Origin of the sequence: Pseudoalteromonas sp. MM17-2 (assembly GCF_022347945.1) — a bacterium.
Classification (GTDB): Bacteria; Pseudomonadota; Gammaproteobacteria; order Enterobacterales; family Alteromonadaceae; genus Pseudoalteromonas; species Pseudoalteromonas ruthenica.
The window spans coordinates 1-24,692 of sequence record NZ_JAKRFV010000013.1 but is presented as its reverse complement, the minus strand read 5'-3'; the positions used below and the strand labels follow the sequence as shown (position 1 = coordinate 24,692).

Annotated in this window: 26 protein-coding genes; 24 read left to right on the top strand and 2 right to left on the bottom strand. The window is 49.0% G+C overall.

What is annotated here, in order from left to right:
* Positions 1-80 precede the first annotated feature (80 nt).
* The 14 genes from flhA (at position 81) to MHM93_RS11580 (ending at position 14,226) form a co-directional block, all read left to right on the top strand.
* On the top strand, positions 81-2,186 hold the full coding sequence (flhA, locus tag MHM93_RS11645; RefSeq protein WP_152441059.1) for a flagellar biosynthesis protein FlhA: 2,106 nt from the start codon (positions 81-83) through the stop codon (positions 2,184-2,186).
* 31 nt (positions 2,187-2,217) lie between these two features.
* Positions 2,218-3,717 (top strand): flagellar biosynthesis protein FlhF, encoded by a 1,500-nt coding sequence (gene flhF, locus MHM93_RS11640; RefSeq protein WP_239449239.1) that lies wholly within the window; start codon positions 2,218-2,220, stop codon positions 3,715-3,717.
* A complete protein-coding gene (locus MHM93_RS11635) occupies positions 3,710-4,570 on the top strand; it encodes a MinD/ParA family protein (protein WP_022946906.1) in 861 nt (286 codons plus the stop codon). The genes flhF and MHM93_RS11635 overlap by 8 nt, the downstream gene beginning before the upstream one ends.
* A gap of 15 nt (positions 4,571-4,585) precedes the next feature.
* Complete coding sequence (locus MHM93_RS11630; protein WP_022946905.1) at positions 4,586-5,308, top strand: RNA polymerase sigma factor FliA; 723 nt, start codon at positions 4,586-4,588, stop codon at positions 5,306-5,308.
* A 38-nt stretch (positions 5,309-5,346) separates the two neighbouring features.
* A complete protein-coding gene (cheY, locus tag MHM93_RS11625) occupies positions 5,347-5,730 on the top strand; it encodes a chemotaxis response regulator CheY (RefSeq protein WP_010560568.1) in 384 nt (127 codons plus the stop codon).
* A 17-nt stretch (positions 5,731-5,747) separates the two neighbouring features.
* Complete coding sequence (locus MHM93_RS11620) at positions 5,748-6,503, top strand: protein phosphatase CheZ (RefSeq protein ID WP_022946904.1); 756 nt, start codon at positions 5,748-5,750, stop codon at positions 6,501-6,503.
* A 16-nt stretch (positions 6,504-6,519) separates the two neighbouring features.
* Positions 6,520-8,817 carry a chemotaxis protein CheA gene (locus MHM93_RS11615; protein WP_239449238.1) on the top strand — a complete coding sequence of 766 codons (2,298 nt, stop codon included), beginning with the start codon at positions 6,520-6,522 and terminating at the stop codon, positions 8,815-8,817.
* A 13-nt stretch (positions 8,818-8,830) separates the two neighbouring features.
* Positions 8,831-9,964 carry a chemotaxis response regulator protein-glutamate methylesterase gene (locus MHM93_RS11610; protein WP_239449237.1) on the top strand — a complete coding sequence of 378 codons (1,134 nt, stop codon included), beginning with the start codon at positions 8,831-8,833 and terminating at the stop codon, positions 9,962-9,964.
* Positions 9,957-10,721: a flagellar motor protein gene (locus tag MHM93_RS11605; protein WP_239449236.1), complete on the top strand. Its 765-nt coding sequence runs from the start codon at positions 9,957-9,959 to the stop codon at positions 10,719-10,721. Before MHM93_RS11610 ends, MHM93_RS11605 begins: the two co-directional genes overlap by 8 nt.
* Position 10,722: 1 nt before the next feature.
* Positions 10,723-11,703, top strand: coding sequence for an OmpA family protein (locus MHM93_RS11600; protein WP_239449235.1), 981 nt, complete (start codon positions 10,723-10,725; stop codon positions 11,701-11,703).
* Positions 11,703-12,485: a ParA family protein gene (locus MHM93_RS11595; protein WP_239449234.1), complete on the top strand. Its 783-nt coding sequence runs from the start codon at positions 11,703-11,705 to the stop codon at positions 12,483-12,485. The genes MHM93_RS11600 and MHM93_RS11595 overlap by 1 nt, the downstream gene beginning before the upstream one ends.
* A complete protein-coding gene (locus MHM93_RS11590; protein ID WP_239449233.1) occupies positions 12,482-13,249 on the top strand; it encodes a chemotaxis protein CheW in 768 nt (255 codons plus the stop codon). The genes MHM93_RS11595 and MHM93_RS11590 overlap by 4 nt, the downstream gene beginning before the upstream one ends.
* Before the next feature lie 62 nt (positions 13,250-13,311).
* On the top strand, positions 13,312-13,806 hold the full coding sequence (locus MHM93_RS11585; protein WP_022944775.1) for a chemotaxis protein CheW: 495 nt from the start codon (positions 13,312-13,314) through the stop codon (positions 13,804-13,806).
* A gap of 3 nt (positions 13,807-13,809) precedes the next feature.
* Positions 13,810-14,226: a DUF2802 domain-containing protein gene (locus MHM93_RS11580; RefSeq protein ID WP_022944774.1), complete on the top strand. Its 417-nt coding sequence runs from the start codon at positions 13,810-13,812 to the stop codon at positions 14,224-14,226.
* Here the strand turns inward: MHM93_RS11580 and MHM93_RS11575 are convergent.
* The gene (locus MHM93_RS11575) at positions 14,223-14,528 is read right to left on the bottom strand and encodes an EscU/YscU/HrcU family type III secretion system export apparatus switch protein (protein WP_239449232.1); all 306 of its coding nucleotides are present in this window, start codon (positions 14,526-14,528) and stop codon (positions 14,223-14,225) included. The genes MHM93_RS11580 and MHM93_RS11575 overlap by 4 nt on opposite strands.
* Position 14,529: 1 nt before the next feature.
* Positions 14,530-16,734 (bottom strand): flagellar hook-length control protein FliK, encoded by a 2,205-nt coding sequence (locus MHM93_RS11570; protein ID WP_239449231.1) that lies wholly within the window; start codon positions 16,732-16,734, stop codon positions 14,530-14,532.
* Between the two features lie 102 nt (positions 16,735-16,836).
* Between MHM93_RS11570 and ccmA the strand changes: the two genes are divergently transcribed.
* From ccmA to MHM93_RS11520, 10 genes are read left to right on the top strand one after another with little or no spacing between them, the layout of a single operon-like run.
* A complete protein-coding gene (gene ccmA, locus MHM93_RS11565; protein WP_081604405.1) occupies positions 16,837-17,457 on the top strand; it encodes a cytochrome c biogenesis heme-transporting ATPase CcmA in 621 nt (206 codons plus the stop codon).
* On the top strand, positions 17,457-18,143 hold the full coding sequence (gene ccmB, locus MHM93_RS11560; RefSeq protein ID WP_022944770.1) for a heme exporter protein CcmB: 687 nt from the start codon (positions 17,457-17,459) through the stop codon (positions 18,141-18,143). The genes ccmA and ccmB overlap by 1 nt, the downstream gene beginning before the upstream one ends.
* Position 18,144: 1 nt before the next feature.
* Entirely contained in the window at positions 18,145-18,894 is a 750-nt protein-coding gene (locus MHM93_RS11555; RefSeq protein ID WP_022944769.1) for a heme ABC transporter permease, read from the top strand.
* Positions 18,884-19,096, top strand: a complete 213-nt coding sequence (gene ccmD / locus MHM93_RS11550) for a heme exporter protein CcmD (RefSeq protein ID WP_022944768.1) — start codon at positions 18,884-18,886, stop codon at positions 19,094-19,096. Before MHM93_RS11555 ends, ccmD begins: the two co-directional genes overlap by 11 nt.
* The gene (gene ccmE / locus MHM93_RS11545; RefSeq protein WP_045979864.1) at positions 19,093-19,572 is read left to right on the top strand and encodes a cytochrome c maturation protein CcmE; all 480 of its coding nucleotides are present in this window, start codon (positions 19,093-19,095) and stop codon (positions 19,570-19,572) included. Before ccmD ends, ccmE begins: the two co-directional genes overlap by 4 nt.
* Positions 19,573-19,575: 3 nt before the next feature.
* Positions 19,576-21,528 carry a heme lyase CcmF/NrfE family subunit gene (locus MHM93_RS11540; RefSeq protein ID WP_239449230.1) on the top strand — a complete coding sequence of 651 codons (1,953 nt, stop codon included), beginning with the start codon at positions 19,576-19,578 and terminating at the stop codon, positions 21,526-21,528.
* On the top strand, positions 21,525-22,094 hold the full coding sequence (locus MHM93_RS11535; RefSeq protein WP_045979862.1) for a redoxin family protein: 570 nt from the start codon (positions 21,525-21,527) through the stop codon (positions 22,092-22,094). The genes MHM93_RS11540 and MHM93_RS11535 overlap by 4 nt, the downstream gene beginning before the upstream one ends.
* Positions 22,091-22,552 carry a cytochrome c-type biogenesis protein gene (locus MHM93_RS11530; protein WP_239449229.1) on the top strand — a complete coding sequence of 154 codons (462 nt, stop codon included), beginning with the start codon at positions 22,091-22,093 and terminating at the stop codon, positions 22,550-22,552. The genes MHM93_RS11535 and MHM93_RS11530 overlap by 4 nt, the downstream gene beginning before the upstream one ends.
* A complete protein-coding gene (gene ccmI / locus MHM93_RS11525) occupies positions 22,552-23,787 on the top strand; it encodes a c-type cytochrome biogenesis protein CcmI (RefSeq protein ID WP_239449228.1) in 1,236 nt (411 codons plus the stop codon). Before MHM93_RS11530 ends, ccmI begins: the two co-directional genes overlap by 1 nt.
* Before the next feature lie 8 nt (positions 23,788-23,795).
* Positions 23,796-24,533 carry a VacJ family lipoprotein gene (locus MHM93_RS11520; protein WP_239449227.1) on the top strand — a complete coding sequence of 246 codons (738 nt, stop codon included), beginning with the start codon at positions 23,796-23,798 and terminating at the stop codon, positions 24,531-24,533.
* Positions 24,534-24,692: the final 159 nt, after the last annotated feature.

Sequence of the window (24,692 nt, the reverse complement as noted above, 5' to 3'; positions counted from 1 at the left end):
CCAACTGAAATATAAGATATAAAAAACTGGCCTACTCCTTGCTTTGATGACTGCAGTGTCAATTTATTGCTGTAGCATTTATGGATTTTAAGGCCGTTCTCACCCAGCTTAATCGCGATAAAAAAGAATATGCAAAAGGCGTAGGTACGCCGTTGTTGGTGCTCGCCGCACTGGCAATGGTGGTATTACCTATGCCGCCATTTTTACTGGATATTCTGTTTTCGTTTAATATTGCGCTGGCCTTGGTGGTGCTGTTAGTTACGGTCTACACCATGAAACCGCTTGAATTTGGTATGTTCCCAGCGGTGCTTTTAGTCGCGACCATTATGCGTCTGGCGCTTAATGTTGCCAGTACGCGGGTGGTGTTATTAGAGGGCCACCAAGGCGGGGACGCGGCCGGTAAAGTAATTGAAGCCTTCGGCTCGGTGGTGATCGGCGGTAACTATGCCGTGGGTCTGGTTGTCTTTCTGATCTTAATTATTATCAACTTCGTGGTTATCACCAAAGGGGCCGGACGTATATCAGAAGTGTCTGCCCGCTTTACCCTCGATGCGATGCCCGGTAAACAAATGGCCATTGATGCCGATTTGAACGCGGGTTTTATCAGCGCCGAGCAAGCGCGGGAGCGGCGTGAAGAAGTCACCCGTGAAGCGGACTTTTACGGTTCGATGGACGGTGCCAGTAAGTTCGTAAAAGGCGATGCCATTGCGGGTATCGTTATCTTAGTGATCAATATCGTTGGCGGGTTATTTGTCGGTATGATCCAACATGACTTGAGCTTTTCTCAGGCCATGGAAGTGTACACCTTACTCACCATTGGTGATGGCCTCGTGGCGCAGCTGCCATCGCTGTTGCTATCAATCGGTACTGCTATCGTCGTAACTCGCCAAAATGAATCACACAATATGGGCGATCAAGTTAAAACCCAGCTTGGCAATGACAAAGCACTGTGGATAGCATCCGGTATTCTCATCACTATGGGGTTGGTACCGGGGATGCCGCATGTGGCGTTTTTAGGCTTGGGTGGCTTACTTGGTTTTGTTGCTTATTATTCGCAAAAGCAGGCAAAACTTGCTGCTGAACAGGAGCAACAAGAAGCTGAGCAGGGCCCTGGCAGCAATGTTGCCACCCACGACGAACCAAAAGAATTGGGCTGGGACGATGTGCAGCAAGTCGATGTCATCGGTTTGGAGGTAGGCTACCGTTTGATCCCGCTGGTGGATCAGGCCCAAGGTGGAGAATTGTTAAGCCGCATTAAAGGGGTCCGTAAGAAGCTCTCACAGGAACTGGGCTTTTTAGTACCGCCTGTTCATATTCGCGATAATTTAGAGTTAGACCCTAATGCCTATCGTATTACCCTAATGGGCGTGTCCAGCGGTGATGGTGAACTCAGTCATGGTGATGAACTGGCCATCAACCCGGGTCAAGTCTTTGGCCCAATCAATGGTGTGGCTACCAAAGATCCGGCTTTTGGTCTGGATGCGGTGTGGATCAAACCAGAGCAAAAAGATGAAGCACAGTCTTTAGGTTACACCGTCGTTGATGCTGCTACGGTAGTGGCGACCCACATTAGCCAGTTACTCACTAATAACGCCTCACTGCTATTGGGCCATGAAGAAGTACAGAGTCTGCTTGATATGCTAGCGAAAAGCCATCCGCGTCTAGTAGAAGGTCTAGTACCAGATGTGTTACCGCTGACTACAATAGTGAAAGTACTACAAAATCTCCTCAATGAAGGCGTTGCTATTCGCGATATGCGTAGCATAGTGCAAACACTCGTAGAGTATGGTCCGCGCAGCCAAGACCCAGATGTATTAACCGCAGCGGTACGTATTTCATTGCGTCGTTTGATTGTGCAAGATGCGGTTGGCGCTACGCCAGAAATTCCTGTCATAACATTGGCGCCTGAGTTGGAACAGATGTTGCATCAGTCGCTTCAGAACGCAGGAGATGAGGGTGCTGGCATTGAGCCAGGCTTGGCAGAGCGGCTACAGGCCTCTTTAAGCGAAGCCCACCAGAACCAAGAAATGTCGGGTGAACCTTCCATCTTATTGACCTCCGGGATGCTTCGTACAGTGTTATCACGTTTTGTGAAGCACACCATCCCTGGGCTGAAGGTGATGTCTTACCAAGAAGTGCCCGATGAGCGTCAAATTAAGATTGTTAGCTCCGTTGGACAGCAATAGATCGGAAAGCCGGTTGTGAGAGGGTAATATTATGAAAATCAAACGCTTTTTTGCTAAAGATATGCGTACAGCACTGAAAGAAGTAAAAGATGAGCTGGGTGTTGACGCGGTGATCATGTCGAACAAAAAGCTTGCAGATGGCGTTGAAATCGTTGCTGCTATTGACCATGAACGCCCAGCAGCTGCACCGAAAAGCGCTCCCCAGCAGCAAATGCAGCCGCGCGCCACTGAGCAGCGTATGGTGCGCCCACAAACACGTACGCAACGTCCTGAGCCGCAAAGCCACAATGGTGTGGCCGATTCATTACAGGCGTTGTTAGAGCGTCAGAGCCCGAAACCAAAGAATGCTGCTCTCGCCGACATGTTTTCGCAATCAGGTATTGATATGAGCGCGCCTGAAGAGCCCGTTGAACAGCCTCAGCGCCGGGCCGCGCCGGCCAATCACTATGCTCCGCAGCCAATGCTAGCAGAGCCAACTCAAGCCCGCGCTGCAGCGCAGTCTATGGGTGATGATTTAGACGGTGACGGTTTTGACGAGCTGCACCGCCAGCCCAACGATTCTGTGCAGCAAGAGGCCATGGAAAGCGAAGAGATCAGTGCCATGCGCGATGAGATGAATGCCATTCGTCAGCTTCTTGAACATCAAGTATCCGGCTTATTACATCAGGACCGGGCGCGCCGCGACCCAACTCGTGCCTGCTTTATCGAGCGCTTGCAGGGCATGGGCATCGACACTGAAGTGGCTGAGCAGTTGGTGCGTTATGTACCAGACGATGTATCGCGCAAACAGGCATGGAGTGCAGCCCTGGATATGGTGCAAAAGCAGCTACACACCACCAATAATGAGATTTTACGTCATGGCGGCGTATATGCGTTAGTCGGTCCTACTGGCGTGGGCAAAACCACGACGGTTGCAAAACTGGCCGCATTAGGGGCGCAAAAATACGGCGCTGACAAGGTTGCGCTGATCACCACGGATACATACCGTATCGGTGCTTACGAGCAGCTAGCAACTTATGGACGCATCATTGGTTGCCCTGTGAAGCAAGTAAAAGATGCCAATGAATTGGCCGATGTGCTTTATCAATTACGCAATAAACGTCTAGTATTAATTGACACAGCGGGAATGAGCCAGCGCGATTTACGTTTAAGTGAGCAATTAAACACGCTCATGCGCAGTACGCGAGTCGATATTCGTAGCTATTTAGTGCTCAGTGCCACAGCACAACATGAAGTGCTTCAAGAAACCGTAAGGCACTTCCAAAAAGTTGACTTAAGTGGTTGTATTTTCACCAAACTTGATGAAAGTCTAAGTTTAGGCGAGATTATTAGTGTAGCGATTCAAAATCGCTTACCAATAGGGTATCTTACTAACGGTCAACGCGTTCCAGAAGATATTCGCGTTGCTAACTCAGAAAAAATGGTTAGAAAAGCTGAACAATTGTTTATCAAACGCCAAAAAACACAAAAATCAGCGGCACCAGCAGGGCGCCAAACAGTGGCGTCTCAGGCAGTAGGAATGTATGATTAACACAGTGCACGATCAAGCAAGTGGCCTTCGAAAAATGAATCAAAACAATAGCCAAGGCGTAAAGGTAATCGCCGTGACCGGTGGCAAAGGGGGCGTCGGTAAAACCAATGTCTCTTTGAATTTAGCTATTGCCATGGGTCAGCAAGGCAAACGTGTCTTAGTGTTAGATGCTGACCTAGGACTGGCAAACTGTGACGTTATGCTTGGTCTGCGTGTTGAAAAGAACCTTTCTCATGTTCTAAGTGGTGAGTGCGAACTGCGCGATATACTGGTAACTGGGCCTGCGGGCATTCGTATTGCTCCGGCAACATCGGGGTCACAGAGCATGGTTGAACTGAGTGCCGCAGAGCATGCAGGTTTAATCCGTGCGTTTAGCGAGCTCGATAACGACTTTGATGTCCTCATTGTTGACACCGCCGCCGGTATCTCCGATATGGTACTGAGCTTCTCGCGTGCTGCGCAAGATGTTGTTGTGGTGGTCTGCGATGAGCCAACTTCGATTACCGATGCCTACGCGCTGATCAAGGTGCTTAGTCGTGAACATGGCGTATACAAATTCAAAGTCGTTGCCAATATGGTGCGCAGCCAGCGTGAAGGGCAAGACTTATTTGCCAAACTCTCCAAAGTAACCGACCGATTTTTAGATGTGGCGCTCGAATTAGTGGCCACCGTGCCCTATGATGAAAACATGCGTAAATCAACGCGTCGCCAGAAAGCCGTTGTGGAGTTATTCCCTAACTCACCTGCTTCGGTATCGCTGAAAAGTCTCGCTGGCAAGGCATTAAAATGGCCAACCCCTAATCAACCATCGGGGCATTTGGAGTTCTTCATTGAAAAGCTGGTCAATAATTAACTGTTGTTCGGATTTATGAATAAAGTGGCTGGATATCAAGATCAATTACAATTAAACACTCTGGTCGAGCGCCATGCCGCGCTGGTCAAGCGTGTTGCATGTCATTTGCTGGCGCGACTGCCGGCGAGTGTGCAGCTCGATGATCTCATTCAGTCCGGCATGATTGGCCTCATTGAGGCATCAAAAACCTTTGATGCCAGTAAAGGCGCCAGCTTTGAGACGTTTGCTGGTATTCGTATTCGTGGTGCGATGCTTGATGAAGTACGACGGGGAGATTGGGCTCCACGATCGGTACACCGCAATAGCCGCGCTGTAGCTACCGCTGTACATGAATTGGAAACTTCCCTAGGTCGGGAACCAAAGGATGTTGAAGTAGCTGAAAAACTTGATATTTCGCTCGATGAATACCATCATATTTTAAACGATGTTAATTGCTCTAAAGTGCTCGGTATCGAAGACTTAGGTGTCGATGAAGATGTACTCACCCCGAGCAGTGAACAATCTCAAACGGGGCGGCCCTACACCAGCGTTCACAACGAACGCTTTAACCAAGCATTAGTAGCGGCAATTAATTCTCTCCCCGAGCGTGATGCATTGGTATTATCGTTGTACTATAACGATGAAATGAATTTAAAAGAAATTGGGCAAATACTGGACGTAAGTGAGTCCCGTGTGAGTCAGATACATGGTCAGGCAATGATTAAGCTCAAAGCGAAAGTCAATGACTGGGTCAATTAGTAGTAAGAATAAAGGTTCATACCTCACTGGAGGATACTTTGGATAAAAACATGAAAATTCTCGTGGTCGATGACTTTTCCACTATGAGAAGAATCATTAAAAACCTATTGCGTGATTTAGGCTTTACCAACGTGCAAGAAGCGGACGATGGTAGTACCGCGCTGCCCATGTTGCAAAACCAAGAGTTTGACTTTGTGGTTACCGATTGGAACATGCCAGGTATGCAGGGTATCGATTTGCTCCGTGCAATTCGCGCCGACGACAGCTTAAAGCACATTCCAGTACTGATGGTAACTGCAGAGGCGAAGAAGGAACAAATCATTGCCGCTGCCCAAGCTGGCGTGAACGGTTACATCGTTAAGCCCTTTACCGCAGCTACATTAAAAACCAAGCTGGATAAAGTATTTGAGCGCTTAGGTTAACCGAGAAGGAGAGGTTTATGTCAGCTCCCGCTGCACCTCACATTACCCTAGAGCAAGCCAAACAGCTTGTATCGTTTCTTGAACAAGGTGAGCAGGAGAAAGCCGATCAGCTGATCCTCGATGCTGCCTCCAAGGAACAGTCCGAACTGTTTGCTGAGGTTGGCAAGTTGACGCGGCAGCTTCACGAGTCGTTGAAGAATTTCCAACTCGATACGCGCTTGAACGACCTCACGCAAGAAGCTATTCCCGATGCTAAGCAGCGTCTTAATTATGTGATGGAAATGACCGAGCAGGCGGCAAACAAAACCATGGATGCCGTGGAAGCCAGTTTGCCCATCGCTGAGCAGCTATCCACTGAACTACATCAAATTAAACCCATTTGGGATAAATTGATGCGTCGTGATCTCGAATTAGGTGAGTTCAAGCAGTTGTGTCATCAGCTCGATAGTTTTATGAACCGCTCTCAAGGCAGCACAGTGGAGCTGCATGACCTTCTTAACAATGTGCTGATGGCGCAAGACTACCAAGATTTAACAGGGCAAGTAATTCGCCGCGTAATCGAGCTGGTGCGCGAGGTAGAAGACAGCCTTATTAATTTATTAACTGTGTTTGCAGGCAACGAAGGTGAAGAACCGGTGGTTGAACAACAAAAAGCAAAACCAGCTGTGAACGCAGAAGGTCCAGAAGGGCCAATTATAGACACAGAATCACGTGATGACGTGGTCTCAGGCCAAGATGAAGTAGACGACTTGTTGTCTAGTTTAGGCTTCTAAAGAGGAGAGCGGCTGCATGAGCTTTGAAGTAGATGAAGATATTTTACAGGACTTTTTAGTCGAAGCAGGTGAGATATTGGAGCAGCTCTCTGAGCAGTTAGTAGAGCTTGAAAATAACCCTGATGATAAAGACTTGCTCAACGCTATCTTCCGGGGCTTCCACACTGTTAAAGGGGGAGCTGGGTTCCTTGGCATGAATGAGCTGGTGGATGCCTGTCATGGTGCTGAGAATGTGTTTGATATTCTGCGCCAAGGTAAGCGCCAGGTTACTTCTGAGCTGATGGACGTGATCCTGCAAGCGCTCGATACAATTAACGACATGTTTGCGCTTATTCAAGCACGAGAGCAGCCGCAACCTGCAGACCCTGAGTTACTTGCTGTATTGCATAAACTGAGCGAACCTGAATCCGAAGATGAGGCACCTATTGCCGTGCCTGAACCTGCCGCAACTCCGAGTGAACCTGTTGTTGAACCCGAACCTGTGCCTGAAAATGTCGCACCAGGGGCCGATGATTTTAGCGATGATATTTTGTTCGATGCGCCAAGTGATGGCAGTGACGAAGGCGAAGCGATCGACGAAATCACCGAAGATGAATTCGAAAGCTTGCTCGATGAATTGCACGGCCAAGGCAAAGGCCCGTCTGTGGGTGAAGGGTCAGCGGATGCTGAGGCATCCGGTAATGATGAAGATATTACCGATGATGAGTTTGACTCGCTACTAGACGAATTACATGGCGCAGGCAGCTTTGGTGCCATTAGCGATAATGGTTCCGCGCCGAGCGCCGACGAGCAGGGGGCTGCGCAGCAGAGTGCACCGACTACATCGGGCGAATCAGAGTCGGCCAGTGGTGATGATGAAGACATTACCGAAGATGAATTTGATGCGCTACTTGATGAACTGCACGGCAAAGGCAATGCGCCTAAAGCAAGCTCGGCAGACGCTTCGCCAGCGCCCGTTGAAAAGCCTGCGGCGCCAGTAAGCCAAAGTAAAGCTAAAGATACACCGCCGGCAACGCCAGCGCCTAGTCAAGCCCCAGCGGCCGCAAAACCAGCGCCAAGCACGGCTAAGGGGAGCACCCCGCCTAGCAGTGGGGATGCCAAAAAACCGGCACCTAAAGCCGCACCACCGCCACAAGCAGAAACGACAGTGCGTGTCGATACCAAACGACTAGATCAGATCATGAATATGGTGGGTGAGCTGGTATTGGTGCGTAATCGTCTTATTACCTTAGCGAATAATAACAACAGTGAAGCTATGGGTAAGGCTATCTCGAATCTTGACGTGGTCACCGCCGACCTACAAGGTGCGGTGATGGCAACTCGGATGCAGCCAATTAAGAAAGTATTTGGCCGCTTCCCACGTGTGGTACGTGACCTTGCCCGCAGCTTACAAAAAGATATTTCCTTGGTCCTTGAAGGGGAAGAGACTGATTTAGATAAAAACCTTGTCGAAGCCCTCGCTGACCCACTTGTGCACTTAGTACGTAACTCAGTGGACCATGGTATTGAGATGCCTGACGTTCGAGAAGCAGCAGGTAAACCTCGCACCGGTACGGTACGCTTATCGGCTTCTCAAGAAGGCGACCACATTCTCCTGAGCATCCACGATGATGGCGCTGGGATGGATGCCGAAAAACTGAAGAAAATCGCTATTAGCAAAGGGGTTATTGATCACGACCAAGCCGCTCGGTTGAGTGACACGGAAGCCTATAACCTTATTTTTGCCCCTGGATTCTCCACCAAAGAGGAAATTTCTGATATTTCTGGGCGTGGTGTGGGTATGGATGTGGTGAAAACCAAGATCAGCCAGCTTAACGGCACCATTAATATCGACTCACAGCTCGGTGTTGGTACCCGTCTAGATATCAAAGTACCGCTGACGCTTGCTATTTTGCCAACGCTGATGGTGATTGTTGGTGAACAAACCTTTGCTCTGCCATTGGCGGCTGTTAGTGAGATTTTCCACCTTGATTTGACCAAAACTAACATTGTCGATGGCCAGCTCACCATTATTGTGCGTGAAAAAGCTGTACCACTATTTTATTTAGAGCATTGGTTAGTCAAAGGGGCGGACCGCACCCAACGTAAAGCCGAAGGTCATGTCGTCATCGTTCAAATTGGTACTAAAAAGGTCGGCTTTGTGGTGGATTCGCTGATTGGTCAAGAGGAAGTAGTCATAAAGCCTCTGGATGCGTTGCTGCAAGGCACACCAGGTATGGCCGGAGCGACAATTACCTCAGACGGTGGCATAGCCTTAATTCTAGACGTGCCAAGCATGCTAAAACATTACGCTGGGCGCTCCAGCGTTAACTAAAATCGAGTATTAAATGGCTGTCAAAGTTCTAATAGTTGACGACTCAAGCTTTTTTCGTCGCCGGGTTACTGAAATTCTTGAAGGTGATGCCAATATCGAAGTCATTGACGCAGCTGTCAATGGCGCCGATGCGGTGGAAAAAGCAGTTAAGTTACGCCCAGATGTGATCACCATGGATGTGGAAATGCCAGTGCTAGATGGTATTTCTGCGGTGAAACAAATCATGGCGAAATCGCCAACACCTATTCTTATGTTTTCCTCACTGACGCGTGAAGGAGCCAGCGCCACACTGGATGCACTTGATGCCGGGGCATTGGATTTCTTACCGAAAAAGTTTGAAGACATCGCGCGCAACAACCAAGATGCGATTGAGATACTTCGACAAAAGGTGCGCGAGCTAGGACGTCGTCGTCTTTCGCGTTTTAATCGCCCAACGACCTCGACAACAGCATCGTCACCAGCGCGCCCAAGTGTCACGACACGTAGTTCAGCGCAACCTGATAGAAGCTTTAACCAAGGAACTTCGACTCGGCCTCAAAGCTCTAGCCAATTCAAGCCCAGCGGCAAAAAGTACAAGTTAGTGGCTATTGGCACCTCTACCGGGGGGCCTGTGGCACTGCAAACGATTCTGACCAAGCTGCCAGCCAATTTTCCTCATCCTATTTTGCTTATTCAGCATATGCCGGCCGCATTCACTCCTGCATTTGCGCAGCGCTTGAATAACCTTTGCAAAATCAAGGTAAAAGAAGCGCAACAGGGAGACCGTTTGCAACCTGGAACGGCGTATCTTGCACCAGGTGGTCAGCAAATGATGTTTGATGGCCGGGCTCAACAGCAAACTCTGAAGGTATTTCAAGACGACAACCCAAGAATTACTTATAAACCCAGTGTCGATGTTACTTTTGCCAGTAGTGCAAAAGCATTCGGCGGTGATGTATTAGCCATTGTGCTGACCGGGATGGGTGCTGATGGTCGCGAAGGTGCGCGGATGCTTAAACAATCAGGCTCACGGGTTTGGGCGCAGGACGAACAGTCTTGTGTTGTGTATGGCATGCCGCAAGCGATAGCCAGCGCCGGTTTGCATGACCACCAAGTGGCTCTTGACGATGTTGCCGCGCATTTACTCAAGGAAGTCGGCTGTGGATAAACTTTCCATAATTGGCCTTGCTGTTGCCATTATCGCCATTACCTTAGGCTATAGCCTCGAGGGCGGTATGGTTTCAGGGCTGATTGATGGACCGGCATTGATCATTGTCCTTGGCGGCACTTTAGGTGCCGTGATGTTGCAATCGCAACTAGCGACCTTCAAAAAGGCTTTGGGCGTCTTTAAGTGGGTATTTGTTCCCCCGTTTTATGATACCCAAGCTGGGATTGAGCAAATTAAATCGTGGGCCAGTACCGCACGTCAAAAAGGGTATCTGGCTCTTGAGGAACAAGCACTCGTAAGTGAAGACCCTTATGCCGCGAAAGGCTTAAGCTTGCTGATTGATGGCTCTCATGAGCAGCGCTTGCGTGACACCCTAGAAATCGAGCTTTTATTAGAGCGCGAGCGGTTGCTAGATGCAGCTCGGGTTTACGAGGCCATGGGAGGATATGCGCCGACCATTGGTATTTTAGGGGCTGTGCTCGGGCTCATTCAGGCGATGGCATACATTAGCGAGCCCGACAAATTGGGTGCTGGGGTCGCCACCGCGTTTTTGGCCACGATTTATGGCGTGGGCTTTGCCAACTTGTTATTCCTGCCCGTTGCCAACAAGCTAAAGCAAGTGATTGAAGAAAAAATGCTCTATCATGAGCTCATCGCTGAGGGCATCATGGCAATGCAGCAGGGAGAGACGCCCGCAAATATAGAGTTGAAACTCGAGGCTTACTGCGCTGAGCGCCATGTTAGTGCAGGGTACTAATATGATGCGCATTCGTCACCGCCGAGGTCATGTAAAGGAGTCGCAACACACCCACCGTTGGCTCGTTTCTTACGCTGACTATATGACCATTATGTTCGCCTTGTTCGTGGTCATGTACGCGATTGCTATCAATAAAAAAGATGAAGAGTTTGCTATTTTTTCGCAGACGTTGGAGCAATTTTTTGACCGTGCTACCCAAGTGACTCAACCCATATTAACTGAGCAGCAGCAATCCACAGGGGACGGTGTGTTGCAACAACCACTGCCCGTCAATGAGAATGTGTTAGAAGGTGAGAGTATTGTCAAAGAGCCTATTCGTGGCTCAAAGTTGATTCCAGAGCAAGCAGACGTGAGTCTTATCGAGCAAAAAGAGCTCGGAGAGCCTTTAGAAACTTTGTTAGATAAGTTAACTGGCACTTTGCTTAATGAAATTCGCCAAGGTGATGCACAGCTCCAACTGAATGAGAACTGGCTTACTATTGAGATGAGTTCGGGGCTGCTTTTTCCGAGCGCCAGCGCCACAGTGACGAATCGCGCCGAACAAGTGGTGGCTCGTATTGCTGAGATTATTTCGCCAATGCGCAATTACTTGCGTGTGCGCGGCTATACCGATGACCGCAGTATCAATAACGAAATGTTTCGCTCAAATTGGCAGTTATCAGCGGCACGTGCAGCGGCCGTAGTCAAAGAGTTGCAAACCCTGGGCATAAACCCTGCGCGAATGGCGTTGGAAGGGTATGGACAGTACACCCCTTTTGCTGACAATGATACTGCCCAAGGGCGGGCGCAAAATCGTAAAGTGGTCATCGCAATTTCAAAGTTTGCCTTGCCACTGCAAGAGGCCCCCCAACAAGACAGTGCCGTTGAATCAGTTGAGCCCGCAGTGGAGCAAGAGCTGCCAAGCACTGACAATACAATAAAAATAATACAACTACCCCATGGCGGTATTCGTATTACGACGCGCAATGAGGAACAGCAATAATGAAGGTATGGACGGTCGCGAATCAAAAAGGCGGGGTGGGTAAAACCACCACAACGGTGTCTTTAGGCGGTCTATTGGCTGAACAAGGAAAGCGTGTCTTATTAATTGATACTGATCCTCACGCGTCGCTTACCTACTATTTTGGTATTGATTCAGAGGCCATCGAAGTGAGTGCTTACGATGTTTTCACTCGCGGTAAAAATATGGCGAGCGAGGAAATACTGCAATCGCTGTGTCCATCTGATGTCGAAAATATTGATATTCTGCCGGCTACCATGGCCATCGCCACGCTTGATAGAAGCATGGGTAATAAAAACGGCATGGGGTTAATACTTAAAAAGGTATTAGCGAAAATCAGCGAACATTATGACTATGCCATTCTTGATTGCCCACCAGTACTTGGGGTGTTAATGGTCAACGCGTTGGCAGCAAGCGAGCGCGTGCTCATACCTGTGCAAACTGAGTTTCTTGCGCTCAAAGGACTAGAACGCATGATGCGCACCATGGAGCTGATGCAGCAAAGTGCACAAACCTATAGCTATCAATACACGGTGGTCGCGACTATGTATGATAAGCGCACCAATGCCTCTTTGGATGCATACAAAAAACTGCGCGCTACGTATCATGACAGTGTTTGGCCGGGTGTGATCCCCATTGATACCAAGTTTCGCGATGCCAGCCTTGCGCAGCAGGTGCCTAGTAAGCACTGTGCTAAGGCGCGAGGCGTACAAGCCTACCGTGCGCTGTTAGACTATTTGCAAAACAAGCAGGTGGATGCATGAGTGGTCCTAATGAAAAGGTGATGAAGGAGTACCTCAGTGCGCTACTTAAAGAAGAAGCAGAGCCTAGGCGGGTAGCTAAGCCGGTCATCACTGAATCCCCTCAGGCAAATAAACAACAGCAACAGCAACAGCAACAGCAACAGCAACAGCAACAGCAACAGCAACAGCAACAGCAACAGCAACAGCAACAGCAACAGCAACAGCAACAGCAATCCAGCACGCACGTTGAGGATATTGCTCGGGCAATTAATAAGGCAAAACCTGCATCCTCAGGCACTAAGCTGCGCGCGCCACAGGCGGCGCGAGAAGAATATATGCAGGGCGAATTTCAGGCGCTGTTTTTTGACGTGGCTGGTTTGCTATTAGCAGTGCCTCTGAAATCTCTCGGTGGTATTCACCAGATTGGTGAAGTAAACCAATTATTCGGGAAACCACCATGGTTTAAAGGGGTGATGTTAAACCGCGATGAAAAAGTCAGCCTTGTGGACACCGCCCGCTGGGTAATGCCAGAAAAATATGACAAAAACTTGGAACAGGCATTAAACTATAAGTATGTGATAATGCTTGGAGAATCTCAGTGGGGATTAGCCGCTGAGAATTTGATCAACAACGTAACCTTGAAAAGTGAAGACGTAAAGTGGCGACAAAGCCATGGTAAGCGTCCGTGGCTTGCTGGGGTTATAAAAGAAAAAATGTGTGCTTTAATTGATGTGGATAACCTGCAATTGCTTTTAGAGCAAGGGTTAGACAGTCAGGCTGAGTAATCAGGCACAAACTAATTGGTAACCAAGGCCGATTCATGACAGACGGCGTTATGGAGCTAAGTATGAGCGAAGAAAGAATAGTATCAGCGAAAGATGTAGACAGCAGTGATGAGGTACTGCAATGGGTCACCTTCCGGTTAGAGGAAGAAACCTATGGTATCAATGTGATGCAGGTACAAGAAGTACTTCGTTATACCGAGATCGCGCCCGTGCCCGGTGCACCCAGTTATGTCCTGGGTATTATTAACTTGCGAGGCAACGTGGTTACCGTGATTGATACCCGTTCACGCTTTGGGTTAGTTGACGCTGAAGTCACTGACAACTCTCGCATTGTGATTATCGAAGCGGAAAAGCAGGTTATTGGTATTTTGGTAGACTCGGTCGCTGAGGTGGTGTACCTGCGCAGCTCCGAAATCGACAGTGCGCCCAACATTGGCACAGAAGAGAGTGCTAAGTTTATCCAAGGGGTCTCAAACCGTGACGGTGAGTTACTGATTTTGGTGGATCTAAACAAACTACTCAGTGACGAAGAGTGGGACGAGTTAAGTAATATCTAAGTAATGAAAGACCCGAATCTGCTGTATATGATAGCCGCTAGCATAGTGTTATTGCTGGCGGTTTTAGTAATAGTGTTGTGGTTACGTACGTCGCAATTAGCGCGGCAAATGCGGGCACTGCGACAAAATATGGACACTGAAAAACAGGCGTCATCACAAACGCAAATTTTGCGTGCGGAGGTCAGTGAGTTGCGCACAGCATTGGCAAATATGAGCAACCGTATTGGCCAAATTCAACAGCGCACCGAAGAAGTGGCGCAACAGCAAGACACTATTCGTGAAGCAGACCCGCAAGCACGAATCTACTCTCGAGCAGTAAAAATGATTGAGCTAGGTGCGCCCATGGAAGAAGTGATGAGCGAATGTGAGCTACCTCGGGCAGAAGCTGAGTTACTGTTTTCACTGCATCAGAAAAATTAAGCTTTCACATTGAGCTTATTGCTAAAGTTTTGCCACCCAGGTGGAAACTTACCACGTAATACATAGGAAAAGGCAATAAGCTCAGCAATCACATAATAAAGCTCTTTGGGGATTTCTTGGCCTTGATCGAGCTTTTCTAAGGTCTTCGCTAAATCAGCATCTTGGTGAATTAAAATGCCTTGTTCTTGCGCTGCTTCGATAATGTGCTCGGCTAACTCGCCAAACCCTTTGCTCGACACGGTTGGCGCACTGCCATGCTCGTAGAGCAATCCAATGGCACTGCGTTGGGATGATGCTGTCATACTACACCTTTAAATTAACGATACTATGACGGCGATAAAACTGCCGCCACTGTTGTACTTGTTGCTCACTCACCTGCTCAACCTTAATGGGCGCAACGCCGAGGCCGTGACTTTGCAGCTTGCGTCTTAGTGTTTCACTGTGTTCGTTGGCAAGGTGGTGTAAAGCCTGAGAGCTGGCGCGAAGTTCACAATTGAGGGTTTGCTTACACAAGTGCGCCTGCACACTGAGCTCGCCCAATTTCGGATAGTCAAATTGCATACGCACAAACCACACGTCTTCGCCCTTGCCTTGTTGGCTCTTTTCTTTGTAGCGACCAATACTTAGCTGCGTTTGTCCTGCCTCGGGTGGCAAACGCATAGGTAAAAACAGCTGTACCAAAGGGTTAGAATCTTGTTGCGTTGTTAATTGTGGAGCGCTGGATTGGGGCGTCATACTTTGTTTAATGGCTGCCAAATCGCCGCTCAATGCTTGCGCCCCCGCACTTTGCAGCTGTTGCAATACTTGCTCAGCAGCAGACGCTGGCGTTTGCGGTGTTTGAGCTAAAAGTAGGTTTATCAGTGGCATCAAGGCGCTTTGGCTGTGAGTCGCTATCGTGCTTGGCAGCTGTTGCAAGCTCTGAGCGCCCAACAGTGATAGCAAAAGAGTATCGATTTGAGCTGTGACGCTTGCACGGTATTGGCTAACAGGCTGTGACCAAGGTTGCAATTGGGCTTGCAACTGATTGACTGTGTTGGCTGGTGGGGTATGCGGTCCAACCATTTTACTAAAAGCTTGATTGACGAGTTGCTGTAGCTCTTTAGGCGCGTTTTGCACCAAAGTGTCTAGATTGGCAAGGTGATGGGTCAAGCTATGCTGTGCTGTATAAGGCTTTATTAGTGGTGCCATTAACGCCTTACTGAGAGGCAAGGAGAGTACTTGCTGTGCCCCTGATACCGTTTCTGTAGCAGCCCCGGGCACCAAGGTTGCTTTTACCGTGTGTTGCATCTGTGCGGTTAATGCTAATAGCGGCGATTGATTGCGAAGGGTATTAAGCAAGGCGCTCACCTCAACGCCCGGGCTTAATGGTTGCGCCATGGCGTTGTGTCTTGCCGCGCCATTGAAGGCGCTGAGTGACACCGGTTCAAGCCTTTTCGGCGAATCAAGTAGCACCGTACTAAGCAGTGGTTTTGCAGTACTTTGTAATAACTGCTGAGCACTTGCGAGTGAATTGATACTTGGCGCACTTCGCCCTTGCTGCCAAGACTGTAATTGTTGCTTAGCATGCTGCCATAACGAGGTGTTTGCTTTGTTGTCTGTTACCGGCCTATCAACGAGTTGCTGTGTTGCCGATGAGGCCGTGGTGGTGCTTTGAGTGCCCACAATCACTTGTGGGCGGGCAACGTGTAAGTCAATACGCGGTAATTGCAGTTTGAGTTGTAACGCAGGTGATGTTGGCGCCACCCCCAGGCTTGTTGTGAGGCCCTGAGTTGGCAGTTGAGCCGATACGGTTCGGTTTATCGGCAAGGTCAATATGGCTTTATTCGCTTGGCCACCGACCAGGTTGAGCTGAGCACGCTTACCATCGGGACGTGGTAGCAACTGCAAGTTCATCGGCGTCTTTAGCAGCATGGCAACGAGCTTTTGTTGGCTCATCGGCAGTGGTAATTGGCTCCCTCCACTAAGCGGTAAGTGGGCCTGTATCTTTCCTTTCACTAACTGAACGATCAAGGATGTCGGCGATGGCTGAGCGTTAATTATCTCGGCACTGGATTTATTTAGATGCAAACTGGCATTAAGCGCCGGTATTGATAACGCTGCTTTGTCAGTTAATTGCACTGTTAGCGCCAAACGCGTTGGGCTCACAACTTGGCCCTGACCATTGGTTAGGGCTGCGCCAAGCAAACGCATTATATCCTGAGCGGAGCCAAGCGGCAGTGAGGTTTTGCTGGGCGTTAATTGCAGTTGTCCTTGAGCATTAAGTTGCACGGTGCCTTGCTCAATAGTCAATGGTAGCGGCCCCTTTGGCGGTGATTGCAGGGGAACCTCGAGGGTACGCCATTGACCTTGCAGCTGAACTTGCATCGTTGCTTTGTCAGCGCTGATATGAACATTTTTAACCGCCAAGGGCTGCTCAGTGGGCAGCGTGAGTGTCTTAGCCTGCTGCGTATCGCCAGCGATGCTCAGCGTTTGTGTGTGATGAATTAAAGGGGCAGATGGGCCCGACATATTACCCCCGAAACAAGATCAAAGTTTTGCCCGCAATTTTTCGCATTAGCATAGCATTATGGTAGACTATCGCCCAATTTTAAGCACTGAGAATGTCTGTTCGTGTTACACGTTGACGCAGTCACTTGCATTAAGCAAGAGCGATGCCTGTTTGAAGACCTTAGCTTTTCAATAAACGCTGGGGAGATCATGCAGTTAGAGGGGCCTAATGGGGCTGGGAAAACCTCTTTATTGCGCATTTTGGCGGGCTTTTCAGAGCCTATGCAAGGGCAAGTGCGCTTTATGCAAAAGTGTATTCGCCGTGACTACGAAAACTATGCGCAACAAGTGTTGTTTATTGGCCATAAAACGGGTGTAAACACACAGTTAAATGCATTAGAAAATTGTCAGTTCTGGCTTGATACTCACGGACTGAAAACCGACCTCAATATTTATGACGTGCTGAGCAATCTTGGCTTAGTAGGACTAGAAGATGTTCCGGTGCGGCAATTATCAGCTGGCCAACAGCGCCGTGTTGCCTTGGCTCGGTTGTGGCTCAATGATGCCAAACTGTGGTTTTTAGATGAGCCATTCACTGCCGTAGATAAAAAAGGCGTGGCATTATTGCAACAGCGTTTCGCTCAGCATTTAGCCCAACAAGGGGCGATTTTACTCACCAGTCACCAAGACTTGACCGCGCACTTTTCTCACCTCAGTAAGTTGCAGTTGGAGTATCGCATTTAATGATTCAGCAGCACTCCTACTGGCGAGTTTGGGCCAGCGTATATAAAAAAGATGTTCGTCTTGCCTTTCGCCAGCGCAGCGATATTGTTAATCCGCTGCTGTTTTTCTTAATCGTGATTACACTGTTCCCACTTGGCGTAGGTCCTGAGCCAAACTTATTGGCACGCATGGCGCCCGGTATTATTTGGGTCGCTGCTTTACTAGCGACGATGTTGGGTCTGGATAAAATGTTCCGAGATGATTACCTAGATGGTACTTTGGAGCAGTTATTATTGTCGCCATTCCCTTTGTCGCTGAGTGTGTCGGCAAAAATTGCAGCGCATTGGACCATTACAGGCTTGCCAATGGTGTTATTAACGCCACTGTTCGCATTACTAATGAATTTAGAAATGCAGGCCCTCAACGCAACGTTGTTAACGTTGCTTATCGGTACTCCATTATTAAGCTTGATCGGGGCGATCGGCGCGGGGTTAACCGTGGGTTTGCAAAAAGGGGGAGTGTTACTCAGTTTGTTGGTCTTACCGCTGTACATTCCCGTATTGATTTTTGCGACTTCCGCCATTGATACAGCCAGCATGTCGTTGGCTTATGGCGGTCAGCTCGCAATCTTAGGTGCATTTCTTACCGTCGCCATCGTGCTTGCGCCTATTGCCGTTTCATCAGCATTGAAAGTGAGTATTAACTAGTATGTGGAAGTGGTTACATCCCTATGCCAAGGCCGAGCGGGCCTACACGCTGTGTAACACACTGTTGCCGTTTTTTGCAGTGGTTACCGTGATATGCATGATCTTAGGTTGGGTTTGGGGGTTGGCTTATGCGCCGGCCGATTACCAACAAAAAGACAGCTATCGCATTATCTTCATTCATGTACCGTCGGCTATTTGGTCGATGGGTGCTTATTCGTCGATGGCCATTGCCGCCATCGTCGCGTTAGTATGGCAAATTCGCAATGCCCAACTGGCGGTGATTGCTATAGCGCCGGTGGGTGCGGCAATGACGGTGATCGCATTATTGACCGGCGCTGCGTGGGGTAAACCTATGTGGGGTACTTGGTGGGTATGGGATGCGCGCTTAACCTCAGAGCTCATCCTGTTGTTTTTATACTTAGGGGTCTTGTCTTTGTACCATGCCTTTGAAGACAAACGTGCCGGAGGCAAGGCAGCGTCTATTTTAGCCCTTGTCGGAGTGGTCAACTTACCCATTATTCACTTCTCAGTCGAGTGGTGGAATACCCTGCACCAGGGATCAACCATTACTAAATTTGATACCTCTGCCATCGACCCAAGTATGTTTTGGCCGTTAATGGTTAATATTGTCGCTTTTGCTGGTTTTCTAGGCTGGGCAACGTTGATCCGTTTGAAAACGGAGCTGTTAAAAAGTGAACAACATCGACCGTGGGTGAGAGCACTCGCCACAGGAGCAAAACATGGAGTTTAATAGTTTTTCTGAATTTCTCGCCATGGGTGGGTATGGCTTTTATGTATGGCTTTCCTTCGGCAGCTGTGCATTTATTTTGATTGCGCTTTTAGTGACCTCGCTATTAGAGAAACGTAACGTGCTCAAGCAGGTTGCCGCTCAAAGCGCACGAGAGCAACGTATTGAGAGGGCGAAACGCTCGCAGCAGGAGTCGTCACTATGAACCCAAGACGCAAAAAACGCTTAATCACCATTATTGCCTTATTACTCGGTTTATCATCGGCGGTGGGGCTCACTCTGTATGCGTTGCAAGAGAACATTAACCTTTTCTATACCCCCAGTGAGCTGATTGAAGGCAAGGGTAAAGATCTGGAAAAACCCAGTATTGGCCAAAAACTACGGATTGGCGGCATGGTGGTGCCAGGCTCAGTTAAGCGCGACGAAAACTCGCTATTTGTAGAGTTTAAACTGATTGACAGTGGCCCTATGGTCACCATCCGTTACAAAGGCATCTTGCCGGACTTATTCCGTGAAGGCCAAGGCATCGTAGCCCAGGGCACCTTAGTGCAGAGCGATGTGGTTGAGGCATTCGAGGTACTCGCCAAGCACGATGAAGAGTACATGCCAGAGGAAGTGGCAGAAGCGGTGAAGGGTATCAAACACGAGAAACCTAAATACAATAGCAATTACGGCAACTAAATTATGATTCCAGAGCTCGGGTACTTTTCCCTAACCTTAGCAATGGTGCTGTGTGTACTGTTGTTTATATTTCCTTTGTGGGGCGCGCATACCGGTAATCTCAGGTTAATGCGTGCGACTCCTTCTTTGGCTGTGGGCCAATTCATTTTTGTTCTGCTCTCTTTCGCGGCTCTTATTTACGCCAGTGTCACCGATGACTTTACCGTCGCCTACGTTGCTTACCACTCCAGTAGCACGCTACCTTGGTATTACAAAATAACCTCGACTTGGGGTGGCCATGAAGGCGCTATTTTATTATGGCTGGTCATGCAAGCGGGTTGGACAGCCGCAGTGGCGCTGATGTCTAAATCGTTGCCATGGCCGCTGCGGGCACGGGTGCTCGGCGTACTTGGGTTCTTAGCGGTTGGCTTTATGCTTTATACCTTATTGATGTCGAGCCCGTTTGAACGCTTATTACCTTACTTTCCAGTAGAAGGGCGCGATCTTAATCCTTTGCTGCAAGACCCTGGCATGATTATTCACCCGCCATTGCTGTATATGGGCTATGTGGGTTTATCTGTCTCTTTCTCATTTGCTATTGCCGCACTGTTGACCGGTCAGCTAGATAATTTGTGGGCCAAGTGGTCTCGTCCTTGGACGATGGCTGCCTGGGGCTTTTTGACTCTCGGTATTACTATTGGTAGCTGGTGGGCTTATGCTGAACTTGGCTGGGGGGGCTGGTGGTTCTGGGATCCAGTAGAGAACGCCTCACTGATGCCGTGGCTGGTGGCCACCGCATTATTGCACTCTTTGGCGACCACGGAAAAACGCGGCATCTTTAAGTCATGGACTGTGCTATTGGCTATTGCAGCGTTCTCGCTGAGCTTACTAGGTACCTTTATCGTGCGTTCAGGGATCATCGTCTCGGTGCACGCGTTCGCGTCAGACCCAGATCGCGGTATGTTTATTTTGGCGTTTTTAGCCATCGTCGTCGGTGGCGGTTTGTTGCTGTATGCACTGCGTGCAGGGCAGGTACAAAGTGAGGGACGTTACAGCCTATTCTCGCGTGAAGTGGCACTGTGGCTAAATAATATTTTATTGGTGGTGGCAACCCTTATTGTCCTGCTTGGCACGTTGCTCCCTATGGTGCACAAGGAGCTCGGCCTTGGGTCTATTTCCATTGGTGAACCGTTCTTCAATCAGATGTTCAGTTATTTAATTGTGCCTTTTGCCTTGCTATTAGGCGCCGCACCACTGCTACGCTGGAAGCAGAATAAGTTTAGCCAAGTGGCACGTAAGTATGGCCTCGGGCTAGTCCTGACACTGATCGCGACACCGGTGTGGCTGTATAGCAGCTTCGATAACGTCAGTGCCTTAACGCTACTGGCCACCGGCCTAGGAGTGTGGGTGTTAATTATGAGCGCCCAAGACCTGTTGTTAAAAGTGTCACAAGCAAGCAGTGTGGCCACTGGCATTAAGCGCCTCGGTTTGAGCTATTGGGCGATGCTGCTTGGCCATGTCGGTCTTGCCTTAGTCGTGATCTCGGTCACCCTTACATCGGCTTATTCCACCGAACGAGACGTGCGCGTTGAGCCCGGTGAGCAAGTTGCCTTAGGTGGCTATGAATTCCGTTTTGATGGTGTTAAAGCCATTCGTGGCCCCAATTACAGTGGTCACGCTGGCGTTGTCACTGTGTTTGATGGTGATGAGGTGGAAGCCGTATTACACGCGGAAAAACGCCGCTATGACATCGGCATGCAGTTTATGACCGAGGCTGCGGTTGACCCAGGTTTTACCCGCGATTTATACCTGGCCCTTGGTGAGCAATTAAGCGGTAACGCGTGGTCTTTACGCTTGTACCATAAACCTTATGTGCGGGTGATGTGGCTAGGTGGGATATTAATCTCCTTAGCTGGGTTTGTTGTGTTGTTCGATAGACGCTATCGCCGTCGCGTGCGTAAGGAAGGTCAGTCATGAGTAAAAAGTGGATAGTGATTACGCCGTTATTAGTTTTCGTGCTGTTATGCGGGTTTTTACTCAAAGGCCTTTTTTCAGATCCGCGCGAATTACAAAGCGGCCGCGTGAATCAGCCTTTGCCGGCCTTTGACTTGCCTGATCTCATGGATCCAGATAAACGCTGGACCAATGCCGACCTGCAAGGGCAAACCTATTTACTCAACGTTTGGGGCACTTGGTGTCCTACCTGCTTGGCGGAGCTGGGTTATTTGACCGAGTTACGCGAGCAGGGAGTTAGTATTGTTGGTTTGTATTATGAACAAGGCTACGACCCTGATTTTGACGGTCAATTTAACCTCGCTGCTTTGCAGCAAGAAGTGCGTGATATGTTGGCCCGTGCAGGCGACCCATATCAATTCAACATGCTTGATCTAGATCGCCAATTTCTTCTTGATTTAGGCGTTTCAGGTGCGCCCGAAACCTTCCTCATTAATAGCGAGGGGAAAGTGCTTGTGCATCATACCGGCGACATTAACCAACGTGTGTGGCGCGCTAAGTTCGCACCCTTAATGCAGGAGGCGCAATGAGATATTTACTATTAGCCATAGTCCTGATGTTGGCGCTGCCAGCACTTGCTGTGGAGGAAAAGTACGATTTTGCTAATGACGACCAAGCCCAGCTGTTTTCAGAGTTAACCAAAGAGCTACGCTGTCCAAAGTGTCAAAATCAAAATATCGCTGACTCTGATGCCGTGGTGGCCAAAGACTTACGCGATAAAGTCGAAGAGCTCGTTAAAGAGGGTCAAAATAAAGACCAAGTGATTGATTATATGATTGATCGTTATGGTTACTTTGTGCACTATCAGCCGCCAGTCACTCCAGCGACCATCTTATTATGGATCTTGCCAGGGCTGATCGTTATTGCTGGCTTAGCTTTTATTGTTTTACGGCAAAAGAAAGCGGCGAAAAAAGCAAGTTGGTCAGCGGCCGATGAGCAAAAACTGCAGCAACTTATCAAGCAATATCAGCGTAAGGAGTCAGCGTAATGCTTACTATGTGGGGGGGCTTTGCTGCCCTGATTATTATTGCTTTAGTGTTTGTCTGCTGGCCGTTTTTTCGACGTTTTCAGGCACAGAGTAATTCAGGCGTAAATGCGCAGCGTATTGACATCTTCAATCAACGTCAGCAAGAGCTTGCAGACGAACTCGCCATGGAGCGCATCTCACAAAGCAGTTTTGATGAGTCGATGGTTGAGTTGAAGCGTCGTTTACTGAACGATCTATCACCTGAGCAACAGCTACATGGCCGAGGTAATAACCGTATTTTGGCGTTAACAGGGGTGCTCTTTGTGGTGGTCCTCAGTGGCGTGTTTTACTACTTTACTGGCAGTTATCAGCAGTTAAAGAGCTGGGAGCAGGCTATTGAACAACTGCCTGAGTTAGGTGAGCGCGCGGTGATGGGCAAAGGTGAACCATTGTCGGCCAACGAGCGACAAGCGTTATTACTCGGGCTTCGCACCCGCCTAGCACAAGACGGCGATGATGCCGTTGCCTGGCTAATGTTAGGACGCGTTGCAATGACCCTGGATGAGTTTGAAATGGCCACTCAAGCTTTTGATAAAGTATTGGTCATGGACCCAGACAACTTAGGCGCTAAAGTCAGCTACGCACAAGCGCTGTTGGTACGGGGTAACGACAGCAGTATGACGCAGGCGGCAAAGTTACTCTCGCAAGTGTTGCAGCAGCAGCCACAAAATATGGATGCGATTTCCATGTTGGCGCTAATAGCCTACGAGCGCCAAGATTGGCTTGAAGCAAAAAGTGCCTTTGAGCTTATTTTATCGTCCATGCGTCAAGACGATCCGCGTTATGCCATGGTGGCGCAGCGCATCGATGAAATCGAGCAACGCATTAGCCAGTCGCAGCAAAGCTCCGGCGAGGAAATAACGGTTGCTGTATCGCTTGCCGATAAAGTTAAAGACCGCATCCCCCATCAAGCGATTTTGTTTGTCTATGCTAAAGCTGCTTCCGGGCCACCTATGCCTCTGGCAGTAAAGCGTTTTTCTGAATTTTCATTGCCAATGACGGTGACATTATCGCAAGCGGATGCGATGATGGCGGAATTAACACTGGCTCAATTTGAGCAAGTGCAAATCATCGCTCGTATCTCCAAAGATGGTGATGTCGCCATTGCCAGCGGCGAATTACAAGGACAGTCTGGTGTGATTGACCAGCAGCAACAGAAGCAAGTGGACGTGCTTATCGACACTTTGATTCAGTAGGAAGTGACATGTTAAAGAAGACTTTTATAACGCTTGTGGCGTTAGTACTCAGTGCCTGTGCCCAGGTTCCTCCAGAAAAAGAGGATCCGCGCGATCCGCTACAAAGCCTGAACCGGCCATTGTATGACTTTAATATGGATGTGTTGGATGCTTACATTTTGCGGCCAGTTGCAGTGGGTTATGTGGAAGTAACGCCAGCGCCTGTTCGTCGTTCGGTGGTGAACTTTACCGACAATATCAGCGCGCCAACCGATGCTATTAATGCAGCACTGCAAGGCAAAGCGGATCACACCGGCATAAGCATTGCGCGCTTTTTAGTCAATACCACAGTAGGTATAGGGGGACTATTTGACGTGGCTTCATCCCTTGGGTTGGAGTATGTTGATGAAGACTTTGGCCAAACCTTAGGGGTTTGGGGAGTAGGTGATGGAGCGTATGTGATGATCCCAGGAATGGGGCCGAGCACCGCACGCAACGTAACCGGCGATATTGTTGATAATATGGTATTGCCTGAAATCGCTCTGACCACACCGCAAACTATTTTAGTGTTTGCTTTGAAGGCCGTGGAGGCGCGAGCTTCATTGATCCCCCAAGAGAGCCTGCTAAATGAATCGCTGGACCCGTATACCTTTATGAAAGATATTTACTACCAGCGCCAGCTGTATGAGCTACATGACGGCAATCCGCCTGTAGAGGAAGAGCCTGAAGCGCAAGACTACGACGATGACTTTTTGGAGAACCTCTAGTCGATTAGCGCGAACAGCGAATAATAAAAAAGCCGGCAATTTGCCGGCTTTTTCAATTATTTGACCCGTCCTAAATAGCGTTGACACTTTTCAAACTTAATTTGGAGAGTGTAATGAAATCAAATAGCAAACGAACTCAACGAGATTATTCCCTCGCTT

Excerpts from the sequence above, each read along its gene's own strand:
- flhF (WP_239449239.1), top strand. The coding sequence starts at position 2,218 with ATGAAAATCAAACGCTTTTTTGCTAAAGATATGCGTACAGCACTGAAA.
- MHM93_RS11595 (WP_239449234.1), top strand. The coding sequence starts at position 11,703 with ATGAAGGTATGGACGGTCGCGAATCAAAAAGGCGGGGTGGGTAAAACC.
- ccmE (WP_045979864.1), top strand. The coding sequence starts at position 19,093 with ATGAACCCAAGACGCAAAAAACGCTTAATCACCATTATTGCCTTATTA.
- MHM93_RS11575 (WP_239449232.1), bottom strand. The coding sequence starts at position 14,528 with ATGACAGCATCATCCCAACGCAGTGCCATTGGATTGCTCTACGAGCAT.
- ccmD (WP_022944768.1), top strand. The coding sequence starts at position 18,884 with ATGGAGTTTAATAGTTTTTCTGAATTTCTCGCCATGGGTGGGTATGGC.
- flhA (WP_152441059.1), top strand. The coding sequence starts at position 81 with ATGGATTTTAAGGCCGTTCTCACCCAGCTTAATCGCGATAAAAAAGAA.
- MHM93_RS11615 (WP_239449238.1), top strand. The coding sequence starts at position 6,520 with ATGAGCTTTGAAGTAGATGAAGATATTTTACAGGACTTTTTAGTCGAA.
- MHM93_RS11570 (WP_239449231.1), bottom strand. The coding sequence starts at position 16,734 with ATGTCGGGCCCATCTGCCCCTTTAATTCATCACACACAAACGCTGAGC.
- MHM93_RS11600 (WP_239449235.1), top strand. The coding sequence starts at position 10,723 with ATGATGCGCATTCGTCACCGCCGAGGTCATGTAAAGGAGTCGCAACAC.
- MHM93_RS11585 (WP_022944775.1), top strand. The coding sequence starts at position 13,312 with ATGAGCGAAGAAAGAATAGTATCAGCGAAAGATGTAGACAGCAGTGAT.
- MHM93_RS11635 (WP_022946906.1), top strand. The coding sequence starts at position 3,710 with ATGATTAACACAGTGCACGATCAAGCAAGTGGCCTTCGAAAAATGAAT.
- MHM93_RS11555 (WP_022944769.1), top strand. The coding sequence starts at position 18,145 with ATGTGGAAGTGGTTACATCCCTATGCCAAGGCCGAGCGGGCCTACACG.
- MHM93_RS11580 (WP_022944774.1), top strand. The coding sequence starts at position 13,810 with ATGAAAGACCCGAATCTGCTGTATATGATAGCCGCTAGCATAGTGTTA.
- MHM93_RS11620 (WP_022946904.1), top strand. The coding sequence starts at position 5,748 with ATGTCAGCTCCCGCTGCACCTCACATTACCCTAGAGCAAGCCAAACAG.
- MHM93_RS11630 (WP_022946905.1), top strand. The coding sequence starts at position 4,586 with ATGAATAAAGTGGCTGGATATCAAGATCAATTACAATTAAACACTCTG.
- ccmB (WP_022944770.1), top strand. The coding sequence starts at position 17,457 with ATGATTCAGCAGCACTCCTACTGGCGAGTTTGGGCCAGCGTATATAAA.
- MHM93_RS11610 (WP_239449237.1), top strand. The coding sequence starts at position 8,831 with ATGGCTGTCAAAGTTCTAATAGTTGACGACTCAAGCTTTTTTCGTCGC.
- MHM93_RS11520 (WP_239449227.1), top strand. The coding sequence starts at position 23,796 with ATGTTAAAGAAGACTTTTATAACGCTTGTGGCGTTAGTACTCAGTGCC.
- MHM93_RS11530 (WP_239449229.1), top strand. The coding sequence starts at position 22,091 with ATGAGATATTTACTATTAGCCATAGTCCTGATGTTGGCGCTGCCAGCA.
- MHM93_RS11535 (WP_045979862.1), top strand. The coding sequence starts at position 21,525 with ATGAGTAAAAAGTGGATAGTGATTACGCCGTTATTAGTTTTCGTGCTG.
- MHM93_RS11590 (WP_239449233.1), top strand. The coding sequence starts at position 12,482 with ATGAGTGGTCCTAATGAAAAGGTGATGAAGGAGTACCTCAGTGCGCTA.
- MHM93_RS11540 (WP_239449230.1), top strand. The coding sequence starts at position 19,576 with ATGATTCCAGAGCTCGGGTACTTTTCCCTAACCTTAGCAATGGTGCTG.
- ccmI (WP_239449228.1), top strand. The coding sequence starts at position 22,552 with ATGCTTACTATGTGGGGGGGCTTTGCTGCCCTGATTATTATTGCTTTA.